At 64.8% G+C, this 25,498-nt stretch carries 25 protein-coding genes and 1 tRNA gene; 18 read left to right on the top strand and 8 right to left on the bottom strand.

Features of this window, described 5'->3' with window-relative positions; all coding sequences use genetic code 11:
* Nucleotides 1–3 precede the first annotated feature (3 nt).
* The 4 genes from AC23D6_RS14515 (at nt 4) to AC23D6_RS14500 (ending at nt 3,324) form a co-directional block, all read left to right on the top strand.
* Complete coding sequence (locus tag AC23D6_RS14515; protein ID WP_487749929.1) at nt 4–1,263, top strand: cytochrome b; 1,260 nt, start codon at nt 4–6, stop codon at nt 1,261–1,263.
* Nucleotides 1,256–2,002 (top strand): cytochrome c1, encoded by a 747-nt coding sequence (locus AC23D6_RS14510; RefSeq protein ID WP_487749928.1) that lies wholly within the window; start codon nt 1,256–1,258, stop codon nt 2,000–2,002. The genes AC23D6_RS14515 and AC23D6_RS14510 overlap by 8 nt, the downstream gene beginning before the upstream one ends.
* A gap of 180 nt (nt 2,003–2,182) precedes the next feature.
* On the top strand, nt 2,183–2,818 hold the full coding sequence (locus AC23D6_RS14505) for a glutathione S-transferase N-terminal domain-containing protein (RefSeq protein WP_093490343.1): 636 nt from the start codon (nt 2,183–2,185) through the stop codon (nt 2,816–2,818).
* Nucleotides 2,819–2,877: 59 nt separating this feature from the next.
* Complete coding sequence (locus AC23D6_RS14500) at nt 2,878–3,324, top strand: ClpXP protease specificity-enhancing factor (protein WP_487749927.1); 447 nt, start codon at nt 2,878–2,880, stop codon at nt 3,322–3,324.
* A gap of 21 nt (nt 3,325–3,345) precedes the next feature.
* On the opposite strand, the gene AC23D6_RS14495 is transcribed toward AC23D6_RS14500, so the two are convergent.
* From AC23D6_RS14495 to AC23D6_RS14485, 3 genes are read right to left on the bottom strand one after another with little or no spacing between them, the layout of a single operon-like run.
* A complete protein-coding gene (locus AC23D6_RS14495; RefSeq protein ID WP_487749926.1) occupies nt 3,346–3,687 on the bottom strand; it encodes a DUF3301 domain-containing protein in 342 nt (113 codons plus the stop codon).
* On the bottom strand, nt 3,684–4,550 hold the full coding sequence (gene nadC / locus AC23D6_RS14490; RefSeq protein ID WP_487749925.1) for a carboxylating nicotinate-nucleotide diphosphorylase: 867 nt from the start codon (nt 4,548–4,550) through the stop codon (nt 3,684–3,686). The genes AC23D6_RS14495 and nadC overlap by 4 nt, the downstream gene beginning before the upstream one ends.
* The gene (locus AC23D6_RS14485; protein WP_487749924.1) at nt 4,547–4,816 is read right to left on the bottom strand and encodes a Trm112 family protein; all 270 of its coding nucleotides are present in this window, start codon (nt 4,814–4,816) and stop codon (nt 4,547–4,549) included. The genes nadC and AC23D6_RS14485 overlap by 4 nt, the downstream gene beginning before the upstream one ends.
* 66 nt (nt 4,817–4,882) lie before the next feature.
* Here AC23D6_RS14485 and purE point away from each other — a divergent pair, with 66 nt between their 5' ends.
* The gene (gene purE, locus AC23D6_RS14480) at nt 4,883–5,392 is read left to right on the top strand and encodes a 5-(carboxyamino)imidazole ribonucleotide mutase (RefSeq protein ID WP_487749923.1); all 510 of its coding nucleotides are present in this window, start codon (nt 4,883–4,885) and stop codon (nt 5,390–5,392) included.
* Nucleotides 5,389–6,531 (top strand): 5-(carboxyamino)imidazole ribonucleotide synthase, encoded by a 1,143-nt coding sequence (locus AC23D6_RS14475; RefSeq protein ID WP_487749922.1) that lies wholly within the window; start codon nt 5,389–5,391, stop codon nt 6,529–6,531. Before purE ends, AC23D6_RS14475 begins: the two co-directional genes overlap by 4 nt.
* 68 nt (nt 6,532–6,599) lie before the next feature.
* Here AC23D6_RS14475 and AC23D6_RS14470 read toward each other — a convergent pair whose 3' ends face one another.
* Entirely contained in the window at nt 6,600–7,025 is a 426-nt protein-coding gene (locus tag AC23D6_RS14470) for a hypothetical protein (RefSeq protein WP_435305337.1), read from the bottom strand.
* A 155-nt stretch (nt 7,026–7,180) separates the two neighbouring features.
* Nucleotides 7,181–7,759, bottom strand: a complete 579-nt coding sequence (locus tag AC23D6_RS14465; protein ID WP_093300497.1) for a superoxide dismutase — start codon at nt 7,757–7,759, stop codon at nt 7,181–7,183.
* 157 nt (nt 7,760–7,916) lie between these two features.
* Here AC23D6_RS14465 and grxD point away from each other — a divergent pair, with 157 nt between their 5' ends.
* From grxD to ppnN, 5 genes are all read left to right on the top strand, one after another.
* The gene (gene grxD / locus AC23D6_RS14460) at nt 7,917–8,237 is read left to right on the top strand and encodes a Grx4 family monothiol glutaredoxin (RefSeq protein ID WP_487749921.1); all 321 of its coding nucleotides are present in this window, start codon (nt 7,917–7,919) and stop codon (nt 8,235–8,237) included.
* The gene (locus AC23D6_RS14455; protein ID WP_487749920.1) at nt 8,234–8,980 is read left to right on the top strand and encodes an SDR family NAD(P)-dependent oxidoreductase; all 747 of its coding nucleotides are present in this window, start codon (nt 8,234–8,236) and stop codon (nt 8,978–8,980) included. The genes grxD and AC23D6_RS14455 overlap by 4 nt, the downstream gene beginning before the upstream one ends.
* Nucleotides 8,977–9,579 (top strand): YhgN family NAAT transporter, encoded by a 603-nt coding sequence (locus AC23D6_RS14450; protein WP_487749919.1) that lies wholly within the window; start codon nt 8,977–8,979, stop codon nt 9,577–9,579. Before AC23D6_RS14455 ends, AC23D6_RS14450 begins: the two co-directional genes overlap by 4 nt.
* 285 nt (nt 9,580–9,864) lie before the next feature.
* On the top strand, nt 9,865–13,254 hold the full coding sequence (locus AC23D6_RS14445) for a TonB-dependent receptor (RefSeq protein WP_487749918.1): 3,390 nt from the start codon (nt 9,865–9,867) through the stop codon (nt 13,252–13,254).
* A 125-nt stretch (nt 13,255–13,379) separates the two neighbouring features.
* Nucleotides 13,380–14,762 (top strand): nucleotide 5'-monophosphate nucleosidase PpnN, encoded by a 1,383-nt coding sequence (gene ppnN, locus AC23D6_RS14440; protein WP_487749917.1) that lies wholly within the window; start codon nt 13,380–13,382, stop codon nt 14,760–14,762.
* A gap of 4 nt (nt 14,763–14,766) precedes the next feature.
* Here the strand turns inward: ppnN and AC23D6_RS14435 are convergent, their stop codons facing one another.
* Complete coding sequence (locus AC23D6_RS14435; RefSeq protein ID WP_487749916.1) at nt 14,767–15,810, bottom strand: sensor histidine kinase; 1,044 nt, start codon at nt 15,808–15,810, stop codon at nt 14,767–14,769.
* Nucleotides 15,811–15,953: 143 nt separating this feature from the next.
* Here AC23D6_RS14435 and AC23D6_RS14430 point away from each other — a divergent pair, with 143 nt between their 5' ends.
* Genes AC23D6_RS14430 through AC23D6_RS14405 form a run of 6 tightly spaced genes read left to right on the top strand, consistent with a single transcriptional unit; the run spans nt 15,954 to nt 22,447 of the window.
* Nucleotides 15,954–16,514 carry a GspH/FimT family pseudopilin gene (locus AC23D6_RS14430; protein ID WP_487749915.1) on the top strand — a complete coding sequence of 187 codons (561 nt, stop codon included), beginning with the start codon at nt 15,954–15,956 and terminating at the stop codon, nt 16,512–16,514.
* The gene (pilV, locus tag AC23D6_RS14425) at nt 16,511–17,008 is read left to right on the top strand and encodes a type IV pilus modification protein PilV (protein WP_487749914.1); all 498 of its coding nucleotides are present in this window, start codon (nt 16,511–16,513) and stop codon (nt 17,006–17,008) included. The genes AC23D6_RS14430 and pilV overlap by 4 nt, the downstream gene beginning before the upstream one ends.
* Complete coding sequence (locus tag AC23D6_RS14420) at nt 17,005–18,072, top strand: PilW family protein (protein WP_487749913.1); 1,068 nt, start codon at nt 17,005–17,007, stop codon at nt 18,070–18,072. The genes pilV and AC23D6_RS14420 overlap by 4 nt, the downstream gene beginning before the upstream one ends.
* Nucleotides 18,072–18,623 (top strand): pilus assembly PilX family protein, encoded by a 552-nt coding sequence (locus AC23D6_RS14415; protein ID WP_487749912.1) that lies wholly within the window; start codon nt 18,072–18,074, stop codon nt 18,621–18,623. Before AC23D6_RS14420 ends, AC23D6_RS14415 begins: the two co-directional genes overlap by 1 nt.
* Before the next feature lie 21 nt (nt 18,624–18,644).
* Nucleotides 18,645–21,992: a pilus assembly protein gene (locus tag AC23D6_RS14410; RefSeq protein WP_487749911.1), complete on the top strand. Its 3,348-nt coding sequence runs from the start codon at nt 18,645–18,647 to the stop codon at nt 21,990–21,992.
* Nucleotides 21,993–22,024: 32 nt separating this feature from the next.
* Entirely contained in the window at nt 22,025–22,447 is a 423-nt protein-coding gene (locus AC23D6_RS14405; protein ID WP_487749910.1) for a type IV pilin protein, read from the top strand.
* Nucleotides 22,448–22,506: 59 nt separating this feature from the next.
* Here AC23D6_RS14405 and AC23D6_RS14400 read toward each other — a convergent pair.
* Nucleotides 22,507–22,583: transfer RNA gene (locus tag AC23D6_RS14400), tRNA-Asn, on the bottom strand.
* A gap of 106 nt (nt 22,584–22,689) precedes the next feature.
* On the bottom strand, nt 22,690–23,277 hold the full coding sequence (locus AC23D6_RS14395; protein WP_487749909.1) for a GspH/FimT family pseudopilin: 588 nt from the start codon (nt 23,275–23,277) through the stop codon (nt 22,690–22,692).
* Nucleotides 23,278–23,429: 152 nt separating this feature from the next.
* Between AC23D6_RS14395 and uvrB the strand changes: the two genes are divergently transcribed.
* On the top strand, nt 23,430–25,451 hold the full coding sequence (uvrB, locus tag AC23D6_RS14390; RefSeq protein WP_487749908.1) for an excinuclease ABC subunit UvrB: 2,022 nt from the start codon (nt 23,430–23,432) through the stop codon (nt 25,449–25,451).
* Nucleotides 25,452–25,498 lie beyond the last annotated feature (47 nt).

Here is a 25,498-nt window from a genome sequence, read left to right as displayed (position 1 = left end):
GCCATGGCGAACATCATCACCCGTACCGCTGATGGCCTGATGGACTGGTTCAATGCGCGCGCGCCGGGCTTCATGCCCGTGTACCGCAAGCACATGAGCGAGTACTACGCGCCCAAGAACTTCAACATCTGGTACATCTTCGGCGTGCTGTCGATCGTGGTGCTGGTCAACCAGATCCTGACCGGCATCTTCCTGACGATGCACTTCAAGCCGAGCGCGGCGGAAGCCTTCGCCTCGGTCGAGTACATCATGCGCGACGTGGAGTGGGGCTGGCTGATCCGCTATATGCACAGCACCGGCGCCTCGCTGTTCTTCATCGTGGTCTACATCCACATGTTCCGCGGCCTGATGTACGGCTCGTACCAGAAGCCGCGCGAACTGGTGTGGATCCTCGGCATGCTGATCTACCTGGTGCTGATGGCGGAAGCCTTCCTGGGCTACGTGCTGCCGTGGGGCCAGATGTCGTTTTGGGGCGCCAAGGTGATCATTTCGCTGTTCGGCGCGATCCCGGTGATCGGCAACGGCCTGACCGAATGGATCATGGGCGACTACCTGCCCGGCGACGCCACGCTCAACCGCTTCTTCGCCCTGCACGTGATCGCACTGCCGCTGGTCCTGCTGCTGCTGGTCGTGCTGCACATCTTCGCGCTGCACGAAGTGGGTTCGAACAACCCGGACGGTGTCGAGATCAAGAAGGGACCGAAGGGCAACCGCTGGTCGCCGACCGCGCCGGCCGACGGCGTGCCGTTCCACCCGTACTACACGGTCAAGGACGGCTTCTACGTGGGCGGCTTCCTGATCCTGGCGGCGTTCATCGTGTTCTTCGCGCCCGCGATGGGCGGGTGGTTCCTGGAGCATGACAACTTCACCGAGGCCAACCGTCTGGTGACGCCGGCGCACATCAAGCCGGTGTGGTACTACACGCCCTACTACGCCATGTTGCGCGTGGTGCCCAACAAGCTGGGCGGCGTGCTGGTGATGTTCGGCGCGATCGCGATCCTGTTCCTGGTGCCCTGGCTGGACCGTGCGAAGGTCAAGTCGTACCGCTATCGCGGCCTGCTGTCGAAGGTGCTGCTGGGCGTGTTCGCGATCTGCTTCGTGTGGCTGGGCAAGATCGGTGCGGGCCCGGGTACGGATCCGGTGGAAACCATCATCGGCCGCTTCCTGACCGGCTTCTACTTCCTGTTCTTCCTGACCATGCCGATCTGGACCAAGATCGACAAGACCAAGCCAGTGCCCGAGCGGGTGACGACGCATGACTAAGACTTTCGCCTCTCGCCTAGCTGTATTCGCCAGCGGGTTGCTGATCTCGTTCTCCGCATTCGCCGCCGAAGGCGGGGCCACGCTGCAGGCCGGCAACGACCTGGGCGACCGCGCGTCGTTGCAGCGCGGTGCGCAGCTGTACATGAACTACTGCGCGGGCTGCCATTCGCTGAAGTACATGCGCTACTCGCGCATGGCCGAAGACCTGGGCCTGACCGAAGACGAGGTGATGAAGAACCTCAACTTCACCGGCGCCAAGTTCGGCGAGCAGGTGCAGGTGTCGATGCCGCACGATCCGGCGACGAAGTGGTTCGGCAAGATGCCGCCGGACCTGAGCGTCATCTCCCGCGTGCGCGGCAGCGACTGGATCTACACCTACCTCAAGTCGTTCTACCTCGACGAGTCGCGTCCGCTGGGCTGGAACAACAAGCTGTTCCCGAACGCCTCCATGCCGAACCCCTTGTGGGAACTGCAGGGCCTGCAGCACGCGGAGTTCGGTCCGGCCGATCCGGCCACGGGCGAGCGCCACGTGGAAGGCCTCAAGGTGGCGCAGGCCGGTCGGCAGAACGCGCAGGAGTTCGACCAGACCGCGCGCGACATCACCAACTTCCTGGAGTATGTCGGCGAGCCGGCGGCCCTGAAGCGCCAGAGCATCGGCGTGTGGGTGATCCTGTTCCTGGCGGCACTCACGTTCCTGGCCTACCTCCTGAAGGAGGAGTACTGGAAGGACGTCCACTAAGGGCGCCGCATCTGCCGCCACGGCGCGGGCACACGCCCGCGCCGTAGACGAAGCTGCCGGGCATTGGGGTTGCTTGGCTTTTTCCGGCGGGGATTGCACACTCAGGGACCGGGGCGACCTTCGGCAAGGGGCCGATGGCGTCGGTGCGATCGGCGGATTCCGGTCGTCGGAGAGCCGTGAATGGCTGCGAGCCCACGTATGCGCAATACACTGACGTTGTTTTCTTCCACCGACGATGTGCTCTGCCACCGCGTGCGGCTCGTGCTCGCCGCCAAGGGCGTGAGTTACGACCTGGTGCCGGTGGACCCGCAGAACCCGCCCGAAGACCTCATCGATCTCAATCCCTACCATTCCGTGCCCACGCTGGTGGAGCGCGATCTGGTCTTGTACGCCGCGTCGGTCGTCAGCGAGTACCTCGACGAGCGCTATCCGCACCCGCCGCTGATGCCCGTGGATCCACTTTCCCGCGCGCGCCTGCGCCTGGCCATGCTCCGCATCGAGCACGACTGGGTGCCGCAGGTGCAGGCCATACAACTGGGCAACAAGCAGCAGGCCGAAGCCGGCCGCAAGCGTTTGAAGGAACTGCTGACCGCGTCCGTGCCGCTTTTCAAAGCGAGCAAGTTCTTCCTCAATCCCGAGATGAGCCTGGCCGACTGTGCGATGGCCCCGATCATCTGGCGCCTGCCGTCGCTGGACGTGCCGCTGCCCAAGGACGGCAAGGCGATCGAAGACTATGGCAACCGCATCTTCCGTAATCCGGGCTTTATTCGCAGCCTGACCGACGCCGAGAAGAAGCTTCGCGAGATCCCGGCCTAGCCGGGCGCCCGCCAGGCCGATTCGCACGCAGCCGTACCGCGAGCGGCCCCCGACACACCATGACCGACGAATCCTCCCGCATGACCAGCCACCGTCCGTATCTGCTGCGGGCGTTGAACGAATGGATCGCGGACAACGGCATGACGCCGCACCTGCTCGTGGACGCCACCCAGGCGGGGGTGCAGGTGCCGATGAGCGCGGTGAAGGAAGGCAAGGTGGTGCTCAACATCGCCGAGCGCGCCGTGGTGCGGCTGATGATCGACAACGAGGCGGTGAGCTTCACCGCCCGTTTCGGCGGTGTCAGTCATCCGGTCTACGTCCCGATCAGTGCGGTGCTGGCGATTTATTCGCGCGAAACGGGGCAGGGCATGGCGCTGCCCGACGACGTCGCGCCTGGGCCGGAGCCCGAGGGCGATGACGAGCCGCCGTCCCCGGATACGCCGCCGGGCGACGAGACGCCACCGACGCCGGGCAAGCGACCGCCGTTCCTGCGCGTCGTGAAATAGCGTGCGGCGAACGCCGGGCGATCAGTGCGGATCAAGCGGCGTTATCGACGGCACGACCGGTCCCACGAACGACACCAGTTCACCCTTGCGCAGCACCATGCGACCGACATGGCGGTCGATGCCGTCATGGGAGTACTCGAAGCGGAAGCTGCGTTCGAAGCCCAGCCAACCATCCTCGCCGCGGCATACGCGCAGGCCGGTGGCGTGCACGCTCTGGTCGAGCCAGATGACGCCGGCGGCCTGGCAGGCGTTGCGGCCGACCACGCCGGCACGTTCGGCCGCCGCACGCGCGGCGTTCCAGTAAGCGAAGGCGGCCGCAGCCGCCACCATCCACAGCAACGCGCTGAGCGGCGACATGTTCATGGCGCAGGGCCGAGCTTCATCGACAGATCGATGGCGTGAACGTGCTTGGTCAGCCCGCCGATGGAGACGAAGTCCACACCGTCCGCGGCGATGCCGGCGAGCGTGGACAGGTCCACACCGCCGGACACCTCCAGCGGAATGCGACCGTCATGCGGCGATGCCTTCGCGCGGCGCACCGCTTCACGCCGCGTATCGGCATCGAAGTCGTCGATCAGGATCCGCTCACAGCCTTCCGACAGCGCTTCGTCCAGTTGGGCCAGGGTTTCCACTTCGACAACCAGCGGCAGCGCGGGCTGCGCGGTGCGCGCAGCGCGGATCGCCGCCGTGAGCGAACCCGCGGCACGCACGTGGTTTTCCTTCAGCATCACCGTGTCGTACAGGCCGATGCGATGGTTCTGCCCGCCGCCGCAACGCACGGCGTATTTCTGCGCCAGGCGCAGGCCGGGCAGGGTCTTGCGCGTGTCGAGGATTGTGCAGCCGGTACCGCGCACGGCCTCCACGTAGCTGGCGGTCGTGGTGGCGGTACCGGACAGGGTCTGCATGAAATTGAGCGCCGCACGTTCGGCGGTGACCAGGGCGCGCGTACGGCCGGCCAGCGTGGCCAGCACGGTGCCTGCCGGCACGCGGTCGCCGTCCTGCACGCGCCAGTCAATTTGGACGCCGGGATCGAGGGCATGATGGCAGGCATCGAACCAAGGCCGGCCCGCAACGACGGCCTCTTCCTTGCAGAGCAGGTAGGCGATGTCGGCGGTATCGGGCAGCAGCGCGGCGGTGACATCGCCGGTGCCGACATCCTCGGCCAGCGCGCGCGCGACATCGTCGCGGATCACATCCTCCGGCGGTGGCGTCGGACGCAGGCTCATCGGGCGGGGAAGTCGCCCGCCTGGGCAGTGGCGATGGCTTCTTCCGCGAGCAGCACGGGGATGCCGTCCTCCACGCGGTAGACGGTCTTGCGATCGTGCGTGACCAGTGCCTCACGCAACGGTTCGGTGACCGCAGTGTCGTCGGCACGCTTGACCTGTCCGCTGCCGATCGCACGGTTCAGCGCCTCCAGGCCACGCGCCTCGAGCACGGCCAGCGGTTGGCGGGTAGTGGGGCAGCACAGCAGATCCAGCAGTTTGCGGTCCATGGAGGTCGGGACTCGGTTGGCGGTTCAGTCAGCGGGTAGAATACGTCTTTGCGACCGAGGACGGCCATGACCGCCAGCGTATCCAGCCCCGTGGTGGGCATCGTGATGGGCTCCCGCTCCGACTGGGACACCATGCAGCACGCCGCGCAGAAACTCGACGCGCTGGGCGTGCCGTACGAAGTGAAAGTGGTCTCGGCGCATCGTACGCCGGACGTGCTGTTTTCATACGCCGACTCAGCCGGCGCGCGCGGCCTGCGCGCCATTATCGCCGGCGCCGGCGGCGCGGCGCACCTGCCGGGCATGCTGGCGGCCAAGACCGCGGTGCCCGTGCTCGGCGTGCCGGTGCAGTCGAAAGCCCTCAACGGCATGGATTCGCTGCTGTCCATCGTGCAGATGCCGGCCGGCATCCCGGTGGCGACGTTCGCCATCGGCAATGCGGGTGCTGCCAACGCGGGCCTGTTCGCTGCGGCGTTGCTCGCGCCGGAGTATCCCGCCATCGGCGCGGCGCTGAACGCGTTCCGCGCGCGCCAAACCGACGATGTCATGGCGCACGACGATCCGCGCCAGCCGCTATGACCACGGTCGGCATCCTCGGGGGCGGGCAGTTGGCCCGCATGCTGGCGCTGTCGGGCGCGCCCTTGGGCTCGCGCTTCCTGACGATGGATACCGCGCCCGACGCCTGCGCAGGTCAGTTCGCGCCGCTGCTGGTCGGCGACTATCGCGATGAAACGGCGCTGGCCGAATTCGCGTCGAAGATCGACGTCGCCACCTTCGATTTCGAGAACGTTCCCGCCGAAAGCGCGGAGTGGCTTGCGCAGCGCGTGCCGGTCTTCCCGAATCCGCGCGCACTGGCGGTCGCACAGGATCGGCTGGTGGAGAAAACGCTGTTCCGCGAACTCGACATCCCGGTGGGTGCCTTCGCCGATGTCGCCTCGCGCGAACAACTGCAGGTGGAGGTCGAGCGCCTAGGCGGCGCCTGCATCCTCAAGACGCGGCGGCTGGGCTACGACGGCAAGGGCCAGTTCCGCCTGCGGTCCATCGATGACGTGGATGCGGCATGGGCGGCGTTGGGGGCGCAGGCAACGACCGTCGGTTTGATCGTCGAGGCCTTCATCCCGTTCGAGCGCGAGGCGTCCGTCGTGGCGGTGCGGGGGCGCGACGGCGAGTTCCGCACTTGGCCGCTCACCGAGAATTGGCACGTCGACGGCGTGCTGTCGGCCAGCCTGGCGCCCGCACGCATCGACGAATCGTTGGCGCATGCCGCGCGTGAACATGCGCGCAAGCTGGCCGACGCGCTGGACTACGTCGGCGTGTTCGCACTGGAGCTGTTCCATCGCGATGGTCACTGGCTCGCCAACGAGATGGCACCGCGCGTACACAACTCCGGGCACTGGACGATCGAAGGCGCGGAGACCTCGCAATTTCAGAACCATCTGCGCGCCGTGCTCGGCCTGCCGCTCGGCGATACGCGGGTGCTGGGTCATGCGTGCATGTTGAACTGGATCGGGGAGATGCCTGCCGCCGCGCCGGTGCTGCGGGAAGCTGGCGGTCACTGGCACGACTACGGCAAGGAGTCGCGTGCGGGGCGCAAGGTGGGTCACGCCACGTTGCGGGCCGATGACGCCGAATCGCTCGCGCATGCGCTCGCGCGTGTCGGCGTGGCGCTCGGCCGTCAGGCACAGGTCGCGCCCGTCATCGCACGTCTCACCGACTGACAGGTCGCCATGTTGGGATATCAGAACGGCCGGGTTGACCGGCCGTTCTGCGTTGCGCATCAGACGCGTCAGCGGCAGCGCCCGAAGCGGTCGGGCGATGCGCCCGGTCCGCCCTTCGGGCCCGGCGGATTCTCCCAGTTGGTGCCGCGGCCACCGCGCGGCCCCGGCGGATTGTTGTCCAGGTCGAACCAGCAGCGCTTGGCCTGGTTCCACAAGCCGTAGCGGGGATGCCAGTAACCGTACTGGGGATTGAAGTAGTAACCGTTCTTCACCACGACGAACTCGTAACGCTTGCCGCCATGCCGATACCAGCGGCGGTCCGGCGATGTGCCTGGGCCACCCTTCCAGCCGGGCGGGTTCTCCCAGTTGGTGCCGCGGCCGCCGACGGGGCCGGGCGGGTTGTTGTCGCGGTCGCGTGGCGCGGCATCGGCATTCGCCGACATCGCCAGCAGGACGGTGAGCAGAGATCCAGCCAATCCGTAACGCAGTGCCATGATGTTCTCCTCGGGGTGGGACCACGCCTCCGGGAACGCCTGCGCACTCGCGCCTGTTGACGCGCGGCCGCGCCGCATTCATCGGCCAGCCAGCGTCGCGAAAAGAAAACGGCCGGGTTTCCCCGGCCGTTCGGATGTGCGGTGACGCCGTGCGATCAGCGCAGGTTGCCGGCCACGAAGTCCCAGTTCACCAGGGCCCAGAACGACTCGACGTACTTCGGGCGCGCGTTGCGGTAGTCGATGTAGTAGGCGTGTTCCCACACGTCGATCGTCAGCAGCGGCTTGTCTTCGCCGGTCAGCGGCGTGGCGGCGTTGGAGGTGCTGGCCAACGCCAAGGAGCCGTCCGGACGCTGCACCAGCCAGCCCCAGCCGGAACCGAAGGTGCCGATGGCGGTCTTGGTGAACTCTTCCTTGAACTTGGCGAAGTCGCCGAAGGTCTTGTTGATCAGTTCGGCCAGCTTGCCGGTCGGCTCGCCGCCGCCGTTGGGCTTGAGGCAATTCCAGTAGAAGGTGTGGTTCCAGACCTGCGCGGCGTTATTGAACATGCCGCCCTGCGACTTGCGCACGATCTCTTCCAGCGACGCGTCGGCGAACTCGGTGCCCTCGATCAGCTTGTTGAGGTTGTCCACATAGGTCTTGTGGTGCTTGCCGTAGTGGAAGTCGATGGTTTCGCCGGAGATGTGCGGCTCCAGGGCGGTGCGGTCGTAGGGCAGGGGGGGCAGTTCGATGGCCATGGCTCGGTTCCTTACGCTAGGCGGGTCAAAGGGCATGCCGGGCATCGTCGGAGCGATGCGAAGGCTTACAATGGGCAATCCGCCGGCGAGGCCTGCGGAGCGGACCGAAAGTGTACCCGACGGTGGTTGCCAAACCGTCAAGGAAGGAGAAATCAGCATGCCGGTGATGGAACGCATCCAGGCCGAAGTGGATGGCCACCCGATCGTCCTTTTCATGAAGGGCACGCCGCAGTTCCCGATGTGCGGCTTCTCCAGCCGTGCCGTGCAGGCCCTGCGCGAAGCCGGCGCCGAGCATCCCTACACGATCAACGTGCTCGAAGAGCCGGAGATCCGCGCCAACCTCCCGCGCTATTCGAACTGGCCCACGTTCCCGCAACTCTTCATCAACGGCGAACTGATCGGCGGCTGCGACATCACCCTCGAACTGCACGAGTCCGGCGAACTGCAGCGCATCGTGAGCGAGGCGCTGTCTCCGTGAGCCTGGTCGGATTGCCCACCCGCGCACCACGCCCGCTGGACGGACGCGTCATCCTGGTCAGTGGCGCGCATGGTGGCCTGGGCAGCGCTGCGGCGGTTGCCTGCGCGCAGGCCGGTGCGACCGTGGTGCTGCTGGGTCGAAAGGTGCCGAAGTTGAATCGTGTTTACGACGCGGTCGCGCAGGCCGGGGTTGAGCCGCTGCTGTATCCGCTGGATCTCGAGGGCGCTACGCCAGACGATTACGCCGAGCTTGCCGACCGCCTCCGTGCCGAACTGGGTCGACTGGATGGCGTTTTGCATTGCGCGGTGGAGTTCAAGGGGCTGACGCCACTGGAGCACGCCGACCCGGCCGCGTTCGCACGCGTCATGCACGTCAACCTGACGGCGCCCTGGTGGTTGTCGCAGGCCTGCCTGCCGCTGCTGCGGCAGTCCAGGGATGCGGCGCTGGTGTTCGCGCTGGACGACCTCGACCGCGTCGGCCAGGCTTACTGGGGTGCCTACGGCATCGCCGAACACGGCTTGGCAGCGATGGTCGGCATGCTGCATGCCGAACTGGCGACCTCGTCCGTGCGCGTGTCGGCCCTGCAGCCCGGCCCGATGCGGACCGGCCTGCGTGCGCGCGCCTATGCCGATGACAACGACCTGCAGGCCCGGGATGCGGCCGACTACGCCGGCGCCTGTGTCACTCTGCTGTCATCTTCCGGTGGTGAGCACCGCGGTCAGGTTTGGAAAGTGCGCGCATGACGATCCTGTCGGCGGCAATGCTGCTGTTCCTGATTCTGGACCCGCTGGGCAACATTCCCGTGTTCCTCAGCGTGCTGAAGCCGCTGCCGACGCGCCGTCAGCGCATCGTGATAGTGCGGGAGCTGCTGATCGCGCTGGCCGTGTTGATGCTGTTTCTCTGGTGCGGCAAGTACGCGCTGGAACTGATGCACCTGCGCCAGGAATCGGTGGCGATTGCCGGCGGCATCGTGCTGTTCCTGATCGGCGTGCGAATGATCTTCCCGCGCCCCGAGGGCCTGATGGGCGAAACGCCCGGCGGTGAGCCCTTCATCGTGCCGCTGGCCATCCCCCTGGTCGCCGGCCCCTCGGGCATGGCCGCCGTGATGCTGATGGGCAGCTCCGAGCCGGACCGCCTGGGCGACTGGAGCCTGGCCCTGCTGATCGCGTGGGCCGCCACCGCGGCGATCCTTATCTCGGCCACGGTCCTCTACAAGTGGTTGGGGCGCAGTGTGCTGACCGCGATCGAGCGGCTAATGGGCATGCTTCTTGTCGCCATCTCCGTCCAGATGGTGCTGGACGGGGTGGGCACCTATCTCAAGCTGACGCCTCCCAACATTTGATCCGGCCAGGTCGCGCCGCCCGTTGGACGCCCGCCTAGCGGGGCGTCGCCGCATCGCGACGACTGTCATGCTGCACTGCGGAAAATTGTCATGCCGCGGTCACAAAATGGTCCTATCGTGTTAACCTGTTATTAACCTCCGCGGACGCCGCGTGGGCCATGGGAACCCCTAGCACGCCCTCTTGAACCGACCTTTCCGGCCGGTTCCGCACGTCTTGTCAGCCAGCTCCGCCATCACCACTCCCGTACTGAGGTTTATCCGATGAATCAATCTCGTCGTCTTCGCATGTCCAAGCTCAGCCTTGGCCTCGTTGCCGCGCTCGCCGCCGCGCCTGCCTTCGCGCAGAGCACCTCGGCCGGTGTGGGCGGCCTGGTCACCGACAATGGCGGTCAGCCGGTCGCTGGCGCCGAGGTGACCATCACCCACGTTGAATCCGGTACGGTCAGCCGCGCCACCACCGACGCCAGCGGCCGTTACACCGCGCGCGGCCTGCGCGTCGGCGGTCCCTACCAGGTGACCATCACCAAGTCGGGTGCCGGCACCAAGACCGAAGACAACGTCTTCCTGCAGCTGAACCAGACCAGCACCGTCAACGCCGCCCTGACCGGCGACCTGACCACGCTGGAAACCGTCACCGCCGTGGGCTTCGCTGGCGGCTCGGAAGTGTTCAGCGCCACCAAGATGGGCTCGGGCACCAGCGTCGACCGCGTCACCATCGAGAACCTGCCGTCCGTGAACGGCAACATCCAGGACTACATGCGCCTGGATCCGCGCGTGACCTTCAGTGATCGCGCGTCGGGCAGCATCACCGCCGGCGGCCAGAACCCGCGCTTCAACAAGATCACCATCGACGGCGTGTCTGCCAGCGACACCTTCGGCCTGGAAGGCAACAACATGCCGACCCAGCGCCAGCCGGTCTCGATGGAGGCCATCGAGGCCATCGACATCAACCTGTCGAACTACGACGTGACCATGTCCGGCGCCGCGGGTGCGAACGTCAACGCGGTGACCAAGTCCGGCACGAATGAATTCCATGGTTCGGTTTACGGCACGTACCGCGATGGCGATTGGTTCGGCGACTACCCGGCACGCGTGGCCGGCGCCACCATTGACGTCACCGACCGTCCGTTCGACGAATACGACGACGAGAAGACCTGGGGCATCACGCTGGGCGGCCCGATCATCAAGGACAAGCTGTTCTTCTTCGCCAACTACGAGAAGTTCAAGCAGACCAACATCGGCCCGGCCGGCAAGACCCTGGGCACCAACCCGCTGTCCTCGGGCGGCGCGGATTTCGACGCCGCCGACGTGGCCGAAGTGCAGCGCATCGCGCGCGAGGAGTGGGGTTTCGATGCGGGCGACCTGAGCGGCGGTGGCGACACCGAGCTTGAAGAGTACGCGCTGAAGCTGGACTGGAACATCAGCGATGCGCACCGCGCCAGCCTGCGCTACAGCAAGCTGGAGCAGAACCGCATCCGTCCGGAAGCGTCCACCGCCAGCGTGCTGGCGCTGAGCTCGAACTGGTTCAACCACGTCAAGACCGTGGAAAGCTATGTCGGCCAGCTGTTCAGTGACTGGTCCGAGACGTTCTCGACCGAGTTCAAGGTGTCGTACCGCGACTACTCCGCCGTCCGCGTCAGCCCGACCAACGCGCCGACGATCCAGGTGTATTTCGATGACGGCATCGCGACCAACGGCAACAACAACCCGATCGGCACCAACAGCAACAGCTTCGCCGGCCTCGACGCGATCCGCCTGGGCACCGAGCGCAGCTCGCCCGGCAATGCGCTGCTGACCGAGACCTGGAATTACTTCGGTGCGGCCACCTGGACCCTCGGCGACCACGACCTGAAGTTCGGCGCCGAGTACAGCGAGAACGAGATCTACAACTTCTTCCTGCAGGACTCGTGGGGCAACTACAGCTTCTACGTGCCGTTGGTGAATGGCGTTTCGGATTTCAGCAACCTGATCAATGGCCGCTACTTCGACTACGACCTGCAGACCAATCCGACGAATCCGGATGCGATCGCCGCGCGCTACAAGAACAAGTCGCTCGGCTTCTTCGTGCAGGACACCTGGTACGTCACGCCCAACCTGACGCTGACCCTCGGCGTGCGCGCCGACAAGCCGACGGCCAGCCCGAACCCGCCGTTCAATGAGTGCTTCGCCGCCGCTCCCGGCACGACGAATGCCGCGTGCGGTACCGGCTACACCGGCGGCTTCGGCATCGCCAACAACAACACCTACAACGGCGACTACATCATCCAGCCGCGCTTCGGCTTCAACTACACCTTCGACTGGGAGCGTCCGGCCCAGCTGCGCGGTGGCGTCGGCCTGTTCCAGGGCGATGCGCCGCAGGTATGGGTGGGCAACGCCTACAGCAGCACCGGCCTGAACTACACGTCGTATCAGAACTACACCAACCCGACGCTCGTTCCGTTCAGCCCCGATGGCCTGAACCAGAACGTGCCGCCGGGTGGTTCTGGCGTGCGCAACGTCAACGCCATCAGCGACGACTTCGAACTGCCGTCGGTGTGGAAGGCCAACCTGGCCATCGACGTGGAAACGCCGTGGAACGGCGTGGTCGCGTCGGCCGAACTGCTGCTGACGGACGTCAAGAACGGCCTGTTCTACCGCACGCTCAACGTGGGTCCGGGTTACATCGGTCCCGATGGCCGCGTGCTGTACTGGAACCCGAACAGCGCTCGCCCGTTCGGCAACACCACGGCCGGCACCGGTGCGCTCTCGCCTAATGGCGCGCGCACCGGCCGCAACACCTATTTTGGCGATGTCTTCCTGCTGGAAAACACCAACAAGGGCAAGGGCCAGCAGCTGACCATCTCGCTGAGCAAGCCGTTCTCCAGCGAGAGCGACTGGTCGTGGAACATCGGCTACACCCGCACCAACGCCGAGGAAGTGTCCGCGCTGACCAGCTCCACGGCCGGCTCGGGTTACGGTTCGCAGTACGGGTTCAGCATCAATGAGCCGACCAGCTCCACCGCGCGCTACGAGATCAAGGACCGCTTCAGCGGTGCGTTGAACTGGTCGCACAAGTTCTTCGGCGACTATGCGACCCAGGTCGGCCTGTTCTACGAAGGCCGCAGCGGCCGTCCGTACAGCTACATCTTCACCGGCGACGCCAACGGCGACAACCGCACGTTCAACGACCTGTTCTACGTGCCGGCTGGCCCTGGCGACGTGCTGTTCGGCAGCCTGAGCGCGACCGGCCAGTTCACGCCCGATCCGGTGATGGAAGCCCGCTTCTGGGAGTGGCTGTCGACGCAGGAAGGCCTGAGCCGCTACCAGGGTACCTATGCGCCGGAGAACGGCTTCACCACCGGTTGGGTGAACACGTTCGACATCCGCATCAGCCAGGAGCTGCCCGGCTTCTTCAAGGGTCACAAGTCGAAGATCTGGCTGGACATCCAGAACGTCGGCAACCTGATCAACAAGGACTGGGGCCACGTCATCGACTACGGCTTCAACGCCAACAACGCGGTGGCCAGCCTGCAGGGCATCTACAACGGCAGGTACGTCTACGGCTACCGTGGCAACCTCAACGGCGTGCCTGAGTTCGGCCAGTCCACGGCCCTCGGCCTGCCGACCAACGCGGACAGCCAGACCAACGGTATTTCGCAGTGGTCGCTCCAGGTGGGTCTGAAGTACGAGTTCTGATCCAGCCTCGCACGACGTGTTACCGAACGGCCGGGGCAACCCGGCCGTTTCTTTTTGGGCGGGCTCCTCTTGCCTGCGGGACTGCGCTAAAGTCCCGCTCCTGACGACATGAAACAGGAAAACCCATGAGCGAAACGGCATCGAGGGCGTTGCCGGTGCAGGACGCGCGGATCTACCCGCGCGGTGGCCTGGACGTACTTTCCCGCGCCGAAGTGGCACGTCTGCGCGACGCATCCAGCGGTGGCATGCACGAGCTGCTGCGCCGCTGCGCACTGGCTGTGCTCACCAGCGGCAGCGCCTCGGACGACCCGCGCGCGGCGCGCGATCTCTATCCCGACTTCGACATCCAGGTCCTGCAGCAGGATCGCGGCGTGCGCATCGACCTGATCAACGCGCCGGCGATGGCGTTCGTGGATGGCGAGATCATCCGCGGCGTGGCCGAACTGCTGTTCGCGGTGGTGCGCGACCTGGCCTACACGGCCATTGAGCTGGGGCCGGAGTATGCGGCCGACCTCGAGTCTTCGGCGGGCATCACCAATGCGGTATTCGGCTTGCTGCGCAACGCGCGCATCCTCAAGCCGAGCGATCCGAACCTCGTCGTGTGCTGGGGCGGCCATTCGATCTCGCGCGACGAGTACCTCTACACCAAGCAGGTCGGCTACGAGCTGGGCCTGCGTGGCCTGGACATCTGCACCGGCTGTGGCCCGGGCGCAATGAAGGGGCCGATGAAGGGCGCGACGATCGCGCATGCCAAGCAACGCCGCGCCAAGACCCGCTACATCGGCGTGACCGAGCCGGGCATCATCGCCGCCGAGTCGCCGAATCCGATCGTCAACCACCTGGTCATCATGCCGGACATCGAGAAGCGCCTGGAGGCCTTCGTCCGCATCGGGCACGGCATCCTGGTATTCCCCGGCGGCGTCGGCACGGCGGAAGAGATCCTCTACCTGCTGGGCATCCTGTTGCACCCGGAGAACGCGCACCTGCCATTCCCGTTGATCCTCACTGGCCCGACCATCGCAGCGCCGTACTTCGAGCAGATCGACCGCTTCATCCGACTGACGCTGGGCGACGCGGCCGCGGAACGCTACGAGATCATCATCGGCGACCCGGTGGCGGTCGCGAAGAAGATGGTGGCCGGCATCCGTCGCGTGCGCGAGTACCGCATCGAACACAAGGACTCGTTCTTCTTCAACTGGGCGATCCAGATTCCGGAGGACTACCAGCAGCCGTTCGTGCCCTCGCATGAAGCGATGGCCGCGCTGCAACTGCGACCTGGCCGTGCCGTGCACGATCTGGCGGCCGACCTGCGCCGCGCGTTCTCCGGCATCGTGGCGGGCAACGTGAAGGAAGATGGCATGCGGCGGATCGAGGAGTTCGGCCCGTTCGAGATCCACGGCGACCCGGCGATGATGCAGGCGTTGGACGCGCTGCTGCGCGCCTTCGTCGAACAGCGACGCATGAAGATCGCCGGCGAGTACCAGCCCTGCTACCGCGTGGCAACCTGACCGGTCAGGGCATCGGCAGGCGGAGGATGGCGGTGTAACGGCCGTCCTTCGCCTGGATTTCCACACTGCCCCGTCCCTGGGTCATCGCCTGAACGCGTGCCCTGACGGAACTCAGTCCCACCTGATGCCCGGCCGTGGGTCGCACCGGCGTAGCGGGCAGGGCGTTGCCCACCGTGATCTGCACGACGCCCTCCGTTTCGACGACCTCCACGCTGACGTCGCCGCCGCTGGCAGCCGGTTCCACGCCATGGCGGATCGCGTTTTCGACCAGGGGCTGTACGGACAGCGCGGGTACGGCGATCGCCGGCAAGGCCTCCTCCGGCAGCGACCAGGTCACGCGCAGGCGATCGCCGAACCGCAGGCCCTCGATTTCGAGATAACGCCGCACCAGCGACAGTTCATCCGCCAGGCTGATTTCCCGCGGCCCGGCCAGTGCGGCACGGAACAGGTCCGACAGGTCCAGCAACAGCCGTTCGGCCTCCTCCGGCCGCTGGTGGACCAGGGCGGCACCCGTGTTGAGCGTGTTGAACAGGAAGTGCGGACGAATGCGCGCCTGCAGGGCTTCGAGTTCGGACTGCGCGACCCGCACCGCAAGCTGGCGTGCGCGCCAGTGGTTCTGGAAGGCGGCGAGCCCGAGCAGGCCAACCGTGAGCGTGACCGCGGTGAACCGTAAGCCGGCATCACGCCAGCCCGTGGTGGAGAGGCCCCAGTCCGCCCCGAGGGTGAGCCAGGCGGCGCCCCACGTGATCCACGTTGACGCTACCAGGAACAAGATGGCGACGAAGGCGATGTGCAGCGGACGCCAGTGCGCCAAGTTTCTTCGCAGGCTGTACAGCCCACCCAGCGAAAGCAAGAGCACCCACTGGATCATGAGGGAGGCCAACCCGAACAGAATCCAGCGACCCGACTCGACGCCGGGCGAAAGTGCGAACAACGCGGCCAGACCCTCACCCCCCAGGACGACCCAGATCAGCGTAGCGGGCTGCCACAGCGTCTCCAGGGCGGAGGGCAGGGCCGGGCGGAAGGCGATGGAAGGGCGTGGGATCACGCCGAGATAATGCACGCTCGGCGTGTTTCTTGGCAGACGCCGACCGCTGAGGGCGCCTCTCCGTCCGTTCATCGGGGATCGTATGGCCTGGCCGCAAAGGAGCCGTTAGGTTGGCATCCGGTTCCAATGGGGGCGAACCCTTTATGTCTCGATCTGATGGGAAGTCCGGCGACGTCGCCGGCTCCGCATCTTCCCGAGGATTCACGCTGGTCGAGCTGGCGGTGACGCTCGCGGTGCTGGCTATCCTCGTGACCCTGGCGGTCCCGGCGTTCACGGCGCTCATCAACGGGAACCGGTTGACGGCCCAGGCGAACGAACTCGTGGCCGATATCCAGGCCGCGCGTTCGGAGGCGGTGAAGCTGAACCAGCGGGTCACGTTGTGCCCCAGCACGGACAATGCGACGTGTTCGGGCACCAACTGGGGCAACAGGATCATGACCGCACCCGCGGGCGCGGGCGTGCAGGTCCTGCGTGTCAGTACGGCCAAGGGCGTACTGGTGGTTCGGGGCAATGTAGGGAGCGTGGTGTTCCGCCCTGACGGGTTTGCGCGCGACGCGGCGGGCGGACTGCTCAACACGCAGTTCACCGTATGCCTGCCTACAACGGCGCCAGAAGAGAACACCCGGCAGGTTCGACTCGATGCGGGAAGCCGTCTTGCCTCGTCGTCTGCCACATTCACCACCCCGGGAGCCTGTCCTCCATGAAGACTTATGGCATCGCTCACGTCCGTGGCACCGGACGCGCCGGGTTCTCGCATCCACGCACGGAAGCCGGTGTGGGTCTGCTCGAGGTGATGATCTCAGTGCTCATCATGGGGATCGGTCTGTTGGGTATTGCGGCGATGCAGGCCACCGCGCTCAAGAACAGCCAGAGTTCGCTGGAACGCAGCCAAGCCGTCATCCAGTCGTACGCGATCCTGGAATCGATGCGGGCCAACCGTCAGGCCGCAATTGCCGGCCAATACAACCTGGCCTTGACCTGCAATCCTCCCGCGGCGGGCACGCTTGCGCAGTCGGACATGAACGCCTGGATTGCATCGCTTGAGACGACCCTCGGCAACACACCGAATACCTGTGGCTCGATCCAATGCAATGCCGCGGATTGCACGGTGACGGTCCAGTGGGACGACAGCCGGGCGACCGGTAATGCAGGGGCCGGCAACAGCACCTACCGGATCGCGACCAGGACGCAGATATGAATCGTATCGTTCAGATGAAAGGTGCGCCCCGCGCGATACGTGGCCTGAGCCTGATCGAACTGATGGTGGCGCTGGTATTGGGATTGCTCGTGGTTGCCGCCGCCATCGGCATTTTCCTCTCCAATCGCCAAGCCTATCGCGCCACCGAAAGCGTCGGACGCATCCAGGAGAACGCCCGCATGGCGTTCGAGCTGATGGCGCGCGATGTGCGGGAGGCTGGCGGCAATGCCTGCAACAGCAGCAACAACATGAGTGTCATCAACGTCATCAACGGGCCCGCGACGCGCTGGTGGAGCAACTGGGGCCGCACGCCCGCCAATGTCGCGCTCGGCAGTGCGTTGATGGGTTATGGAGGTGGCGATGTCATTCCGGCCATCGGTGTCGGAGGGGCTCCTGGACAGCGCGTAGCCAATACGCAGGCGTTGGTGACGATGTCCGGCGGAGAAAGGTCGGTAAGTGTTGTCTCGCACGTACCGGGCACCCAGACATTCACCGTCCAGAATGCGAATCATGGCTTCCAGACCGGTGACGTGTTGCTGGCCTGCGGTCAGGATGCGGACGTCGTGTCGCTGGCCAGTGTCCAGGATACGGACGTGGGCACGGTACGCTTCGGTGCCATCTTTCAGATGACCAATGCGGGCGGTACCACCACGATCCGCCACACCGCCGCAGGGACGCCGGGTAATGCGACCGCCAACCTGGGGCCGAATGGAGACGCCTCGACATTCGGTGCGAACGCGACCATTTCCCGCATTCACGCCGCCGCCTGGTACATCGGCAACGGGACGGGAGGGCCTGCACTGTATCAAGCGCTCCTGACTCCAAACGGCGTGGTGAACCCGCAAGAGCTCATTCCCGGCGTCGTCGCCATGAACCTGGAGTACCTGCTTCCGGGAGCCAACAACTACGTCGCCGCCGGCGCGGTGCCAGCCGCCAACTGGCGTGACGTGCTCGCGGTGCGCATGACACTGACACTGCGAAGCGACGAGAACACGGGAACCGACGGGCAGCCCATCCGTCGTCAGCTTGTCCAGGTGGCCAGCCTCAGGAACAGGAGCCTGTAATGCGTACCGCCCCCAAGTTTGCGAAGCAGACCCGCGGCGCATCGCTCGTGGTTGTGCTGATCCTGCTGCTGGTGATGACCCTCCTCGGTCTTGCCGTCCTGCGCGGTACCCTGCTCGAAGACCGCATGAGCGCGAACCTGCTCGATCGCAGCCAGAATTTCCAGGCAGCGGAAGCGGCGCTTCGCGAAGCGGAGGCGATGATCGCAGGCGGCGTCTGGGGGGCTAACCCTCCGGCGGCCGGCAGCGGCTGCACGAATGGCATGTGTGGCTCGCCGGTCGCCGGTACGGCGGATCGCGCCACCAACGCCGCGTTTGCGGGTTGGCGCAACTCGGTATCCAACCTCAACAACGGCTTGGCCGGCGCCCAAGCGGTGCAGCCGCAGTTCTTTGTCGAACATGCTGGCTGGTCCGAGACCTGGTTCGAATGCAATCTGGATGCGAAGTATCGCGGGACAGATCTTTGTATTCGGCCTGCCTATCGCGTCACGGCCCGCAGCGAGGCAAACGGCCGCGCCAGCGTGATCCTGCAGTCGAACTTCATTGCGCCGTGACCCACGGCATTGGATGAGTGTATGAAGTCTCTCCGCCCCCGTACTCGTCGCGCCTCGCTGGTTGGCGACGTGAGAGCCATCGTGTGCACTTTCGTTGCCACGATGGTTGCGCTGCCCGCGAACGCTGGCATCACGGTCCCCTACGAGCCCATCCAGACGGGTGGACGTGTTCCGCCGAACATCCTGTTCATCCTCGATGACTCAGGTTCGATGGAAGACACGTCGCTGCCCGACAATGTTCCCGCCACCTCGACGGTGAATGTCGCCGCTCAGGCCTACACGCGGAACACCATTCACTACAACCCGGCGATCACCTATCAACCGTGGATGGCCGAAAGCGGCAACGGTACCTTGATGACGGGCGGCACCAATTACAACGCCGTCTATGACAACACGACACTCGCGACCGGCGCGTTGAACCTGTATGAAGCAGTCAGGACGTACTACGTACCGATTGACCTGACCAATACCACGGCGGCATATCTGGGCAACGGTGCGAACTACTACCGGTACCAGATCCTCACCGATGGAAGGGTCATTCGCAGCCAATGGCTGGCCAGATCCGGTAGCGCGCCGAACTACAACAATGGCCCCGCGCTCAATTCCGGCTGTACGAACACGACGAACTCGAGCCAGTGGCGCAATTGCACGCAGGTCACCCCCTCTTACCTTAATGAGCAGGGACAGACCGTCAGCCGAACCGAGGCCGCGGAACGGACCAACTATGCAACCTGGTATTCGTACCATCGCACGCGCATGAAGGTTGCCAAGGCTGGCGCCGGCGCCGCATTCAGTGAGATCGGCAGCAATTTGCGCGTGGGCTTCCGTACTATCTGGAAGCGGAATCTGACGGGGAATGCCATCACATTCAATAAGCCGCTGTTGATTAGTCGCAACAGTGGTCTTTTTGTAGACAGCGGCGCGGACAATAATCGGACAGTCTGGTATCAGCGTCTATATGGCACGACGGCAAGTGGCACAACGCCGCTGCGTGATGCCTTGAATGAGGCAGGTCGTTACTTCCAGAACGACAATTCCAATACGGGACCTTGGGGTCCTGAGTCTGGGGTTAATCAGCTCAGCTGTCGGCAGAATTTCGCGCTCCTGACCACGGATGGCTACCGCAATGACAGCGGCTACACCAACCCGGTGGGCGAGCAAGACAACCTGGCCGGCTCGACCATAACGGGCACCGTGTCGGGACAAACGTATACTTATTCGCCGTCGAATCCGTACAGCAGTGCGTACAGCGACACGTTGGCCGACGTTGCGATGCGCTACTGGAAGAACGACCTGCGCACGGACTTGCCCAACAACGTGCGCTACAGTTCGGCGAATCCGGCTTTCTGGCAGCACATGGTGACGTTCTCGATCTCGATCGGCGCATCGGGCACGCTTAATCCCGACGCAGATCTGCCCGCGCTGACCTCTGGCGCGCTTAGCTGGCCCAACCCTAGCGCCAATCTGACGCCCGAGACGATTGACGACCTTTGGCATGCGTCCGTGAACGGTCGGGGCAGCTTTGTACTCGCGAACGATCCCAATGAATTCACCACAGCGCTTCGCAGAACGCTATCTTCGATTACTGAGCTGACAGGTTCGTTCTCGAATCTTGCGGCGAATTCTACCCGTCTGGACTCGGGTACGCGGTCCTATCAAGCCAGCTTCGTGTCGGGACTGTGGACAGGCAACGTACGTGCGTTTCCGGTTACTGCATCGGGCATCAATACCGCTACGCCTATCTGGAATGCGTCTGCCGGCATCCCGACGACGGGTCGTCGGATCTTCACGAACAGTTTGACTGGCGGGGCTGTCTTCCCAACCGCAGCGCAGCAGTTACTTCTTGCTCGCGTAACGAGCCCGGCGGTGACCGGTGCCGATAATGCAGCGTATATCGCAGGAGATCGCAGTCGGGAACGAGCCAACGGAGGCACGCTTAGGAACCGCAGTCAACTACTGGGCGATATCATCAACTCCTCGCCGGCCTTTGCGCCACGCGAGCAAACGCTGTACGTCGGTGCGAACGACGGCATGATGCATGCCATCAATGTCAACGACGGCACCGAACGGTTCGCTTATGTGCCGGGCGGTATCAATTTCTCCGACTTGTCGACGCTCAGCCATCCGGATTACGAGCATCGCTATTTCGTGGATGGCGCCATCGCGCTCTCGACAAGGGCTCAGACGCCTGCGTCCACGATACTGGTCGGTGCACTGGGGCGTGGTGGCAAGGGCATCTACACCCTGGACGTGACGAGCCCGCAGACCTTCGATCAGACCAAGGTGATGTGGGAACGCACCGAGACACCCGGCACCAACATGGGCTTGGTCGTTGGACAGCCCATCATCACCAAACTCAACAACGGTGATACCGGCGTTATCGTTCCTAATGGCATCAACAGTGCCGGCGACCGTGCGGCGCTGTTGATCTACCGGCTGAGCGATGGTGTCCTGTTGGCGGAGATCAACACCGGGATCGGCAATGCGACGACCCCCAATGGATTGATGGCCGCCACCGTGCGCGACAATGACGGCAACGGCACTGCCGACTTCGTCTACGCCGGCGACATGCTGGGTAACATGTGGCGCTTCAATCTCACCGCCGCCAGTTCCGCGACGTGGGCTGCCGGCGGCAGCCGGGTGATCCTCTATACCGCCACCAATGATGCTGGGCAACGGCAGCCGATCACTGCGGCCCCGGCGGTCGTGCGTGACCCGGCCACCTTCCAGCTGTGGGTGTTCTTCGGTACCGGCCGCTTCATCACCGAAGGCGACCTCAGCAACCTGCAAGTCCAGAGCGTATATGGCATCAAGGATTCCACCTCCACGATCGCAGGCAGGGCATCGCTGCAGCGCAGGACGATCGTTGCGACCGAGAATGGAGCGCGTGCGTTCGAGGCCCCGTCCAACATCGCGGCCGGTGTGCAGGGTTGGTACATTGATCTTGTCAACCCGCCCTATCCGCCAGGGACGACGCTCGGCGAGCGCGTCATCAGTGATACGCAAGTCGTGGCGGGCGTTCTGATCTTCTCTAGCATCATTCCCAGTCAAGATCCCTGTTTGCCAGGGGGAAGCGGCTATCTGAACGCGCTCAATGCCTTCTCTGGTGCAAGCTTGCCGGTCTCGCTCTTCGATCTCGATGGCGACGCTGATTTTAATGACGAGCGGATCACGACAGGCCCCAACACGGGCGTCGCGATCGGATCGGTTCCCTTGGGTGGCATGGGCACCCTGGGTGCTATCTTCGGAGGCACCGGTGGCACCGGTCAGATCTGCCTGAACATTTCGGATGCGAGCATCGAGTGTGAGCGCATTCGGGAGACCAGGCAGGTGGGTCGCGTTTCTTGGCGTGAAATCATCAGAAACTAAGTTCCCGACCACTTCAACAATCTGGGCAGATCATGAGAAAGCTTTCGAAGCGTCAACGAGGATTCACGCTCATCGAGTTGATGGTGACGGTGGGGATCATCGCCATCCTGGCGACGATCGCCTACACCAGCTACAGTTCTTTCATCGTCAAGTCGCGTAGGGCGGCAGCGGCCACCTGCCTGCAGGAGCGCGCCCAGTTCCTCGAGCGCTTTTATGCGACGAATCTGTCCTACCTCGATCCAGCCACGGGCGCCGCGCCTGCGATCGCGCAGTGCGCGCCGGAAGTGGCAAATTTCTATCAGGTCGGCTATGCCGCGGCATCGACAGCACGTACCTTCCAGTTGCGTGCGGTCCCGCAGGCCAATCAGCAGGATCCGCAGTGCGGCACGCTGACGCTTAACTCTGCGGGTCAGCGCGGTGAGAGCGGCACCCGGACGGTCGACGATTGTTGGTAGGACCGCGGGCTGGCAGGCGACAAAAAACCCGCGCTTCGCAGCGCGGGTTTTCTTTTATCTGGCGCCCGAAGTTGGACTCGAACCAACGACCCCCTGATTAACAGTCAAGTGCTCTAACCGGCTGAGCTATTCGGGCGGGGGCGCGTATTGTAGCGGCGGGTTCACGGTCTGGGCAAGTCATCCGCGGTCGAGCGGGTGCGAGCCCGGCGCACGATCTGGGGTTCACGCACAAGGCATTGAATTCAAAGGCTGCCAGCGGCGTTCGCGCACGGCTCGGAGTCATCGGGGCGTGCGGTACGGGCGCGGCCGGCATTGTTGACCACGACCAAGCCGCTGACGACACCGTCGTAGCAAACGCGCAGCGTGAGATTGCTGCCGGAACTGTAGCCCGTAGGCAAGTATCGCAACTCCCGACGCCCGGCCGTGGAACGGATTCGGAGAGAGGGGTTTCTGGGTGCCGGATCGTTCCGATAGATATCGATGGATTCATCGGGCTGCCGGTTGCCATCCGGATCCCGGAACGTCAGCCAATGATCGCTCCAGTCGCTGTCCTGGCGGCACATTCCATCTCCTCGACTGGGGCAGACAACGACAGGCACGTTATGCGTGATCGCGGCGATCCTCGCGGAGGCGAAGTGGGAGGTCAGCAGGTGCAGGGCGGCATCGACCCGACTCCGCTTCGACAATGCCTGGAAGGAGGGTACGGCGAGCGCTGTCAGGACCGCGAGGACGCCCATTGCAATGGTCACCTCGATGAGGGTGACGCCCCGAGAAGGTGCAAGACGCAGAGGTGAAGCGGACGCAACCGTTCGCGCCGGCATCCTTGCCATGGCGTATCTCCTTGATTGTTCGGAACAGCCAGCGTCGGCCCGCCGGGCATGGGTGCACCATCAGGTCAGCTCCTGTCCGCGTGTAGGAAATCACCGGGAAACGATCACGATAGCGCCGCTATACTCATCGGTCGGCTCCCTGGCGACCTGAAATGACCGATCGTTTCCAGCTTGTTTCGCCCTATTCGCCGGCCGGCGACCAGCCCCAAGCCATCGAGAAGCTGGCGGACAACTTCGAGGCGGGCGTGGCCAAGCAGACGCTGCTGGGCGTGACGGGTTCGGGCAAGACCTACACCATCGCCAACGTGGTGCAGCGGATCCAGAAGCCGACCCTGGTGATGGCGCCCAACAAAACGCTGGCGGCGCAGCTGTACGGCGAGTTCAAGGCGTTCTTTCCGCACAACGCGGTCGAATACTTCGTCAGCTACTACGACTATTACCAGCCGGAGGCCTACGTGCCGGCGAGCGACACCTTCATCGAGAAGGACAGCTCGATCAACGAGCACATTGAGCAGATGCGGCTGGCGGCGACCAAGACGTTGCTGTCGCGCCCGGACGCGCTGGTGGTGGCCACGGTATCCGCGATCTACGGCCTGGGCGCGCCGGAAGACTACCTGTCGCTGCGCCTGATCCTGTCGCTGGGCGAGCGCATCGACCAACGCGAGCTGATCCGCCACCTGACCCAACTGCAATACACCCGCAACGAGTACGAACTACAGCGCGGCACTTTCCGCGTGCGCGGCGAGATCGTCGACGTGCATCCTGCGGAAAGCGATGCAGAAGCACTGCGCATCGAGCTCTTCGATGGCGAGGTCGAGGGTCTCAGCCTGTTCGATCCGCTCACCGGCGAATCATTGCGCAAGCTGCAGCGGTACACGGTCTATCCGAAGACGCACTACGCCACCACGCGCGAGCGGGTGCTGTCCGCCATCGACACCATCAAGATCGAACTCAAGGATCGGCTGGAGCAGCTGTACGCGCAGAACAAGCTGGTCGAAGCGCAGCGCCTGGCGCAGCGCACGCAGTTCGACGTGGAAATGATGGCCGAAGTGGGCTTCTGCTCGGGCATCGAAAACTATTCGCGGCACCTGACCGGCAAGGCACCGGGTGAGCCGCCGCCGACCCTGTTCGACTACCTGCCCGCTGACGCCTTGCTGGTGATCGACGAGTCGCACGTGACGATTCCGCAGATCGGCGCCATGTACAAGGGCGACCGCTCGCGCAAGGAAACGCTGGTGGAATTCGGCTTCCGGCTACCGTCGGCGCTGGACAACCGGCCGTTGCGGTTCGAGGAATGGGAAGCCCGCTCTCCGCGCAGCATCTACGTGTCGGCCACGCCGGGTCCATACGAACTGCGCGAATCCGGCGACGAGATCGTCGAGCTGGTGGTGCGCCCGACAGGCCTGATCGACCCGGAAGTAGAGATCCGTCCGGTCGGCACCCAGGTGGATGACCTGCTGTCCGAGATCAACCTGCGGGTATCGTGGGGCGACCGCGTGCTGGTCACCACGCTGACCAAGCGGATGGCCGAGAACCTCACCGAGTATCTGGGCGAACACGGCGTCAAGGTCCGCTACCTGCATTCGGATGTGGATACCGTCGAGCGCGTGGAGATCATCCGCGACCTGCGCCTGGGCAAGTTCGACGTGCTGGTGGGTATCAACCTGCTGCGCGAAGGCCTGGACATGCCCGAGGTTTCGCTGGTCGCGATCCTGGACGCGGACAAGGAGGGCTTCCTGCGCTCCACCGGCTCGTTGATCCAGACCATCGGGCGCGCGGCGCGCAACCTGCGGGGCAAGGCGATCCTGTATGCCGACCGGATCACCCGGTCCATGCAGGCCGCGATCGACGAGACCAGCCGCCGTCGCGAGAAGCAGGTGGAGTACAACCTCGAGCACGGCATCACCCCGAAGTCGGTGGCGCGTCCGATCGTGGACATCCTGGAGGGCGCGCACAGCGAGGCCGCCAACGAGGGGAAGGCGGGTCGGGGCAAGGCGCGCCGCGTGGCCGAGGAGCCGGCGGACTACGGCGTGATGGATCCGGCGAAGGCCGTCGCCCGGATCAAGGTGCTGGAACAGCAGATGTACCAGCATGCCCGCGACCTGGAGTTCGAGGACGCCGCACGCCTGCGCGACCAGATCCAGCGCCTGAAGGAGGCCAGCCTGGGCGGCTGACGGGCGACTGCATCCCCCGGTTGTGGGAAACCCTGCTTCCGGGATAG

The organism is Pseudoxanthomonas sp. G3 (assembly GCF_057654715.1).
The sequence above is the reverse complement of the archived record's forward strand: the minus strand, read 5'-3'. Positions and strand labels throughout refer to the sequence as shown.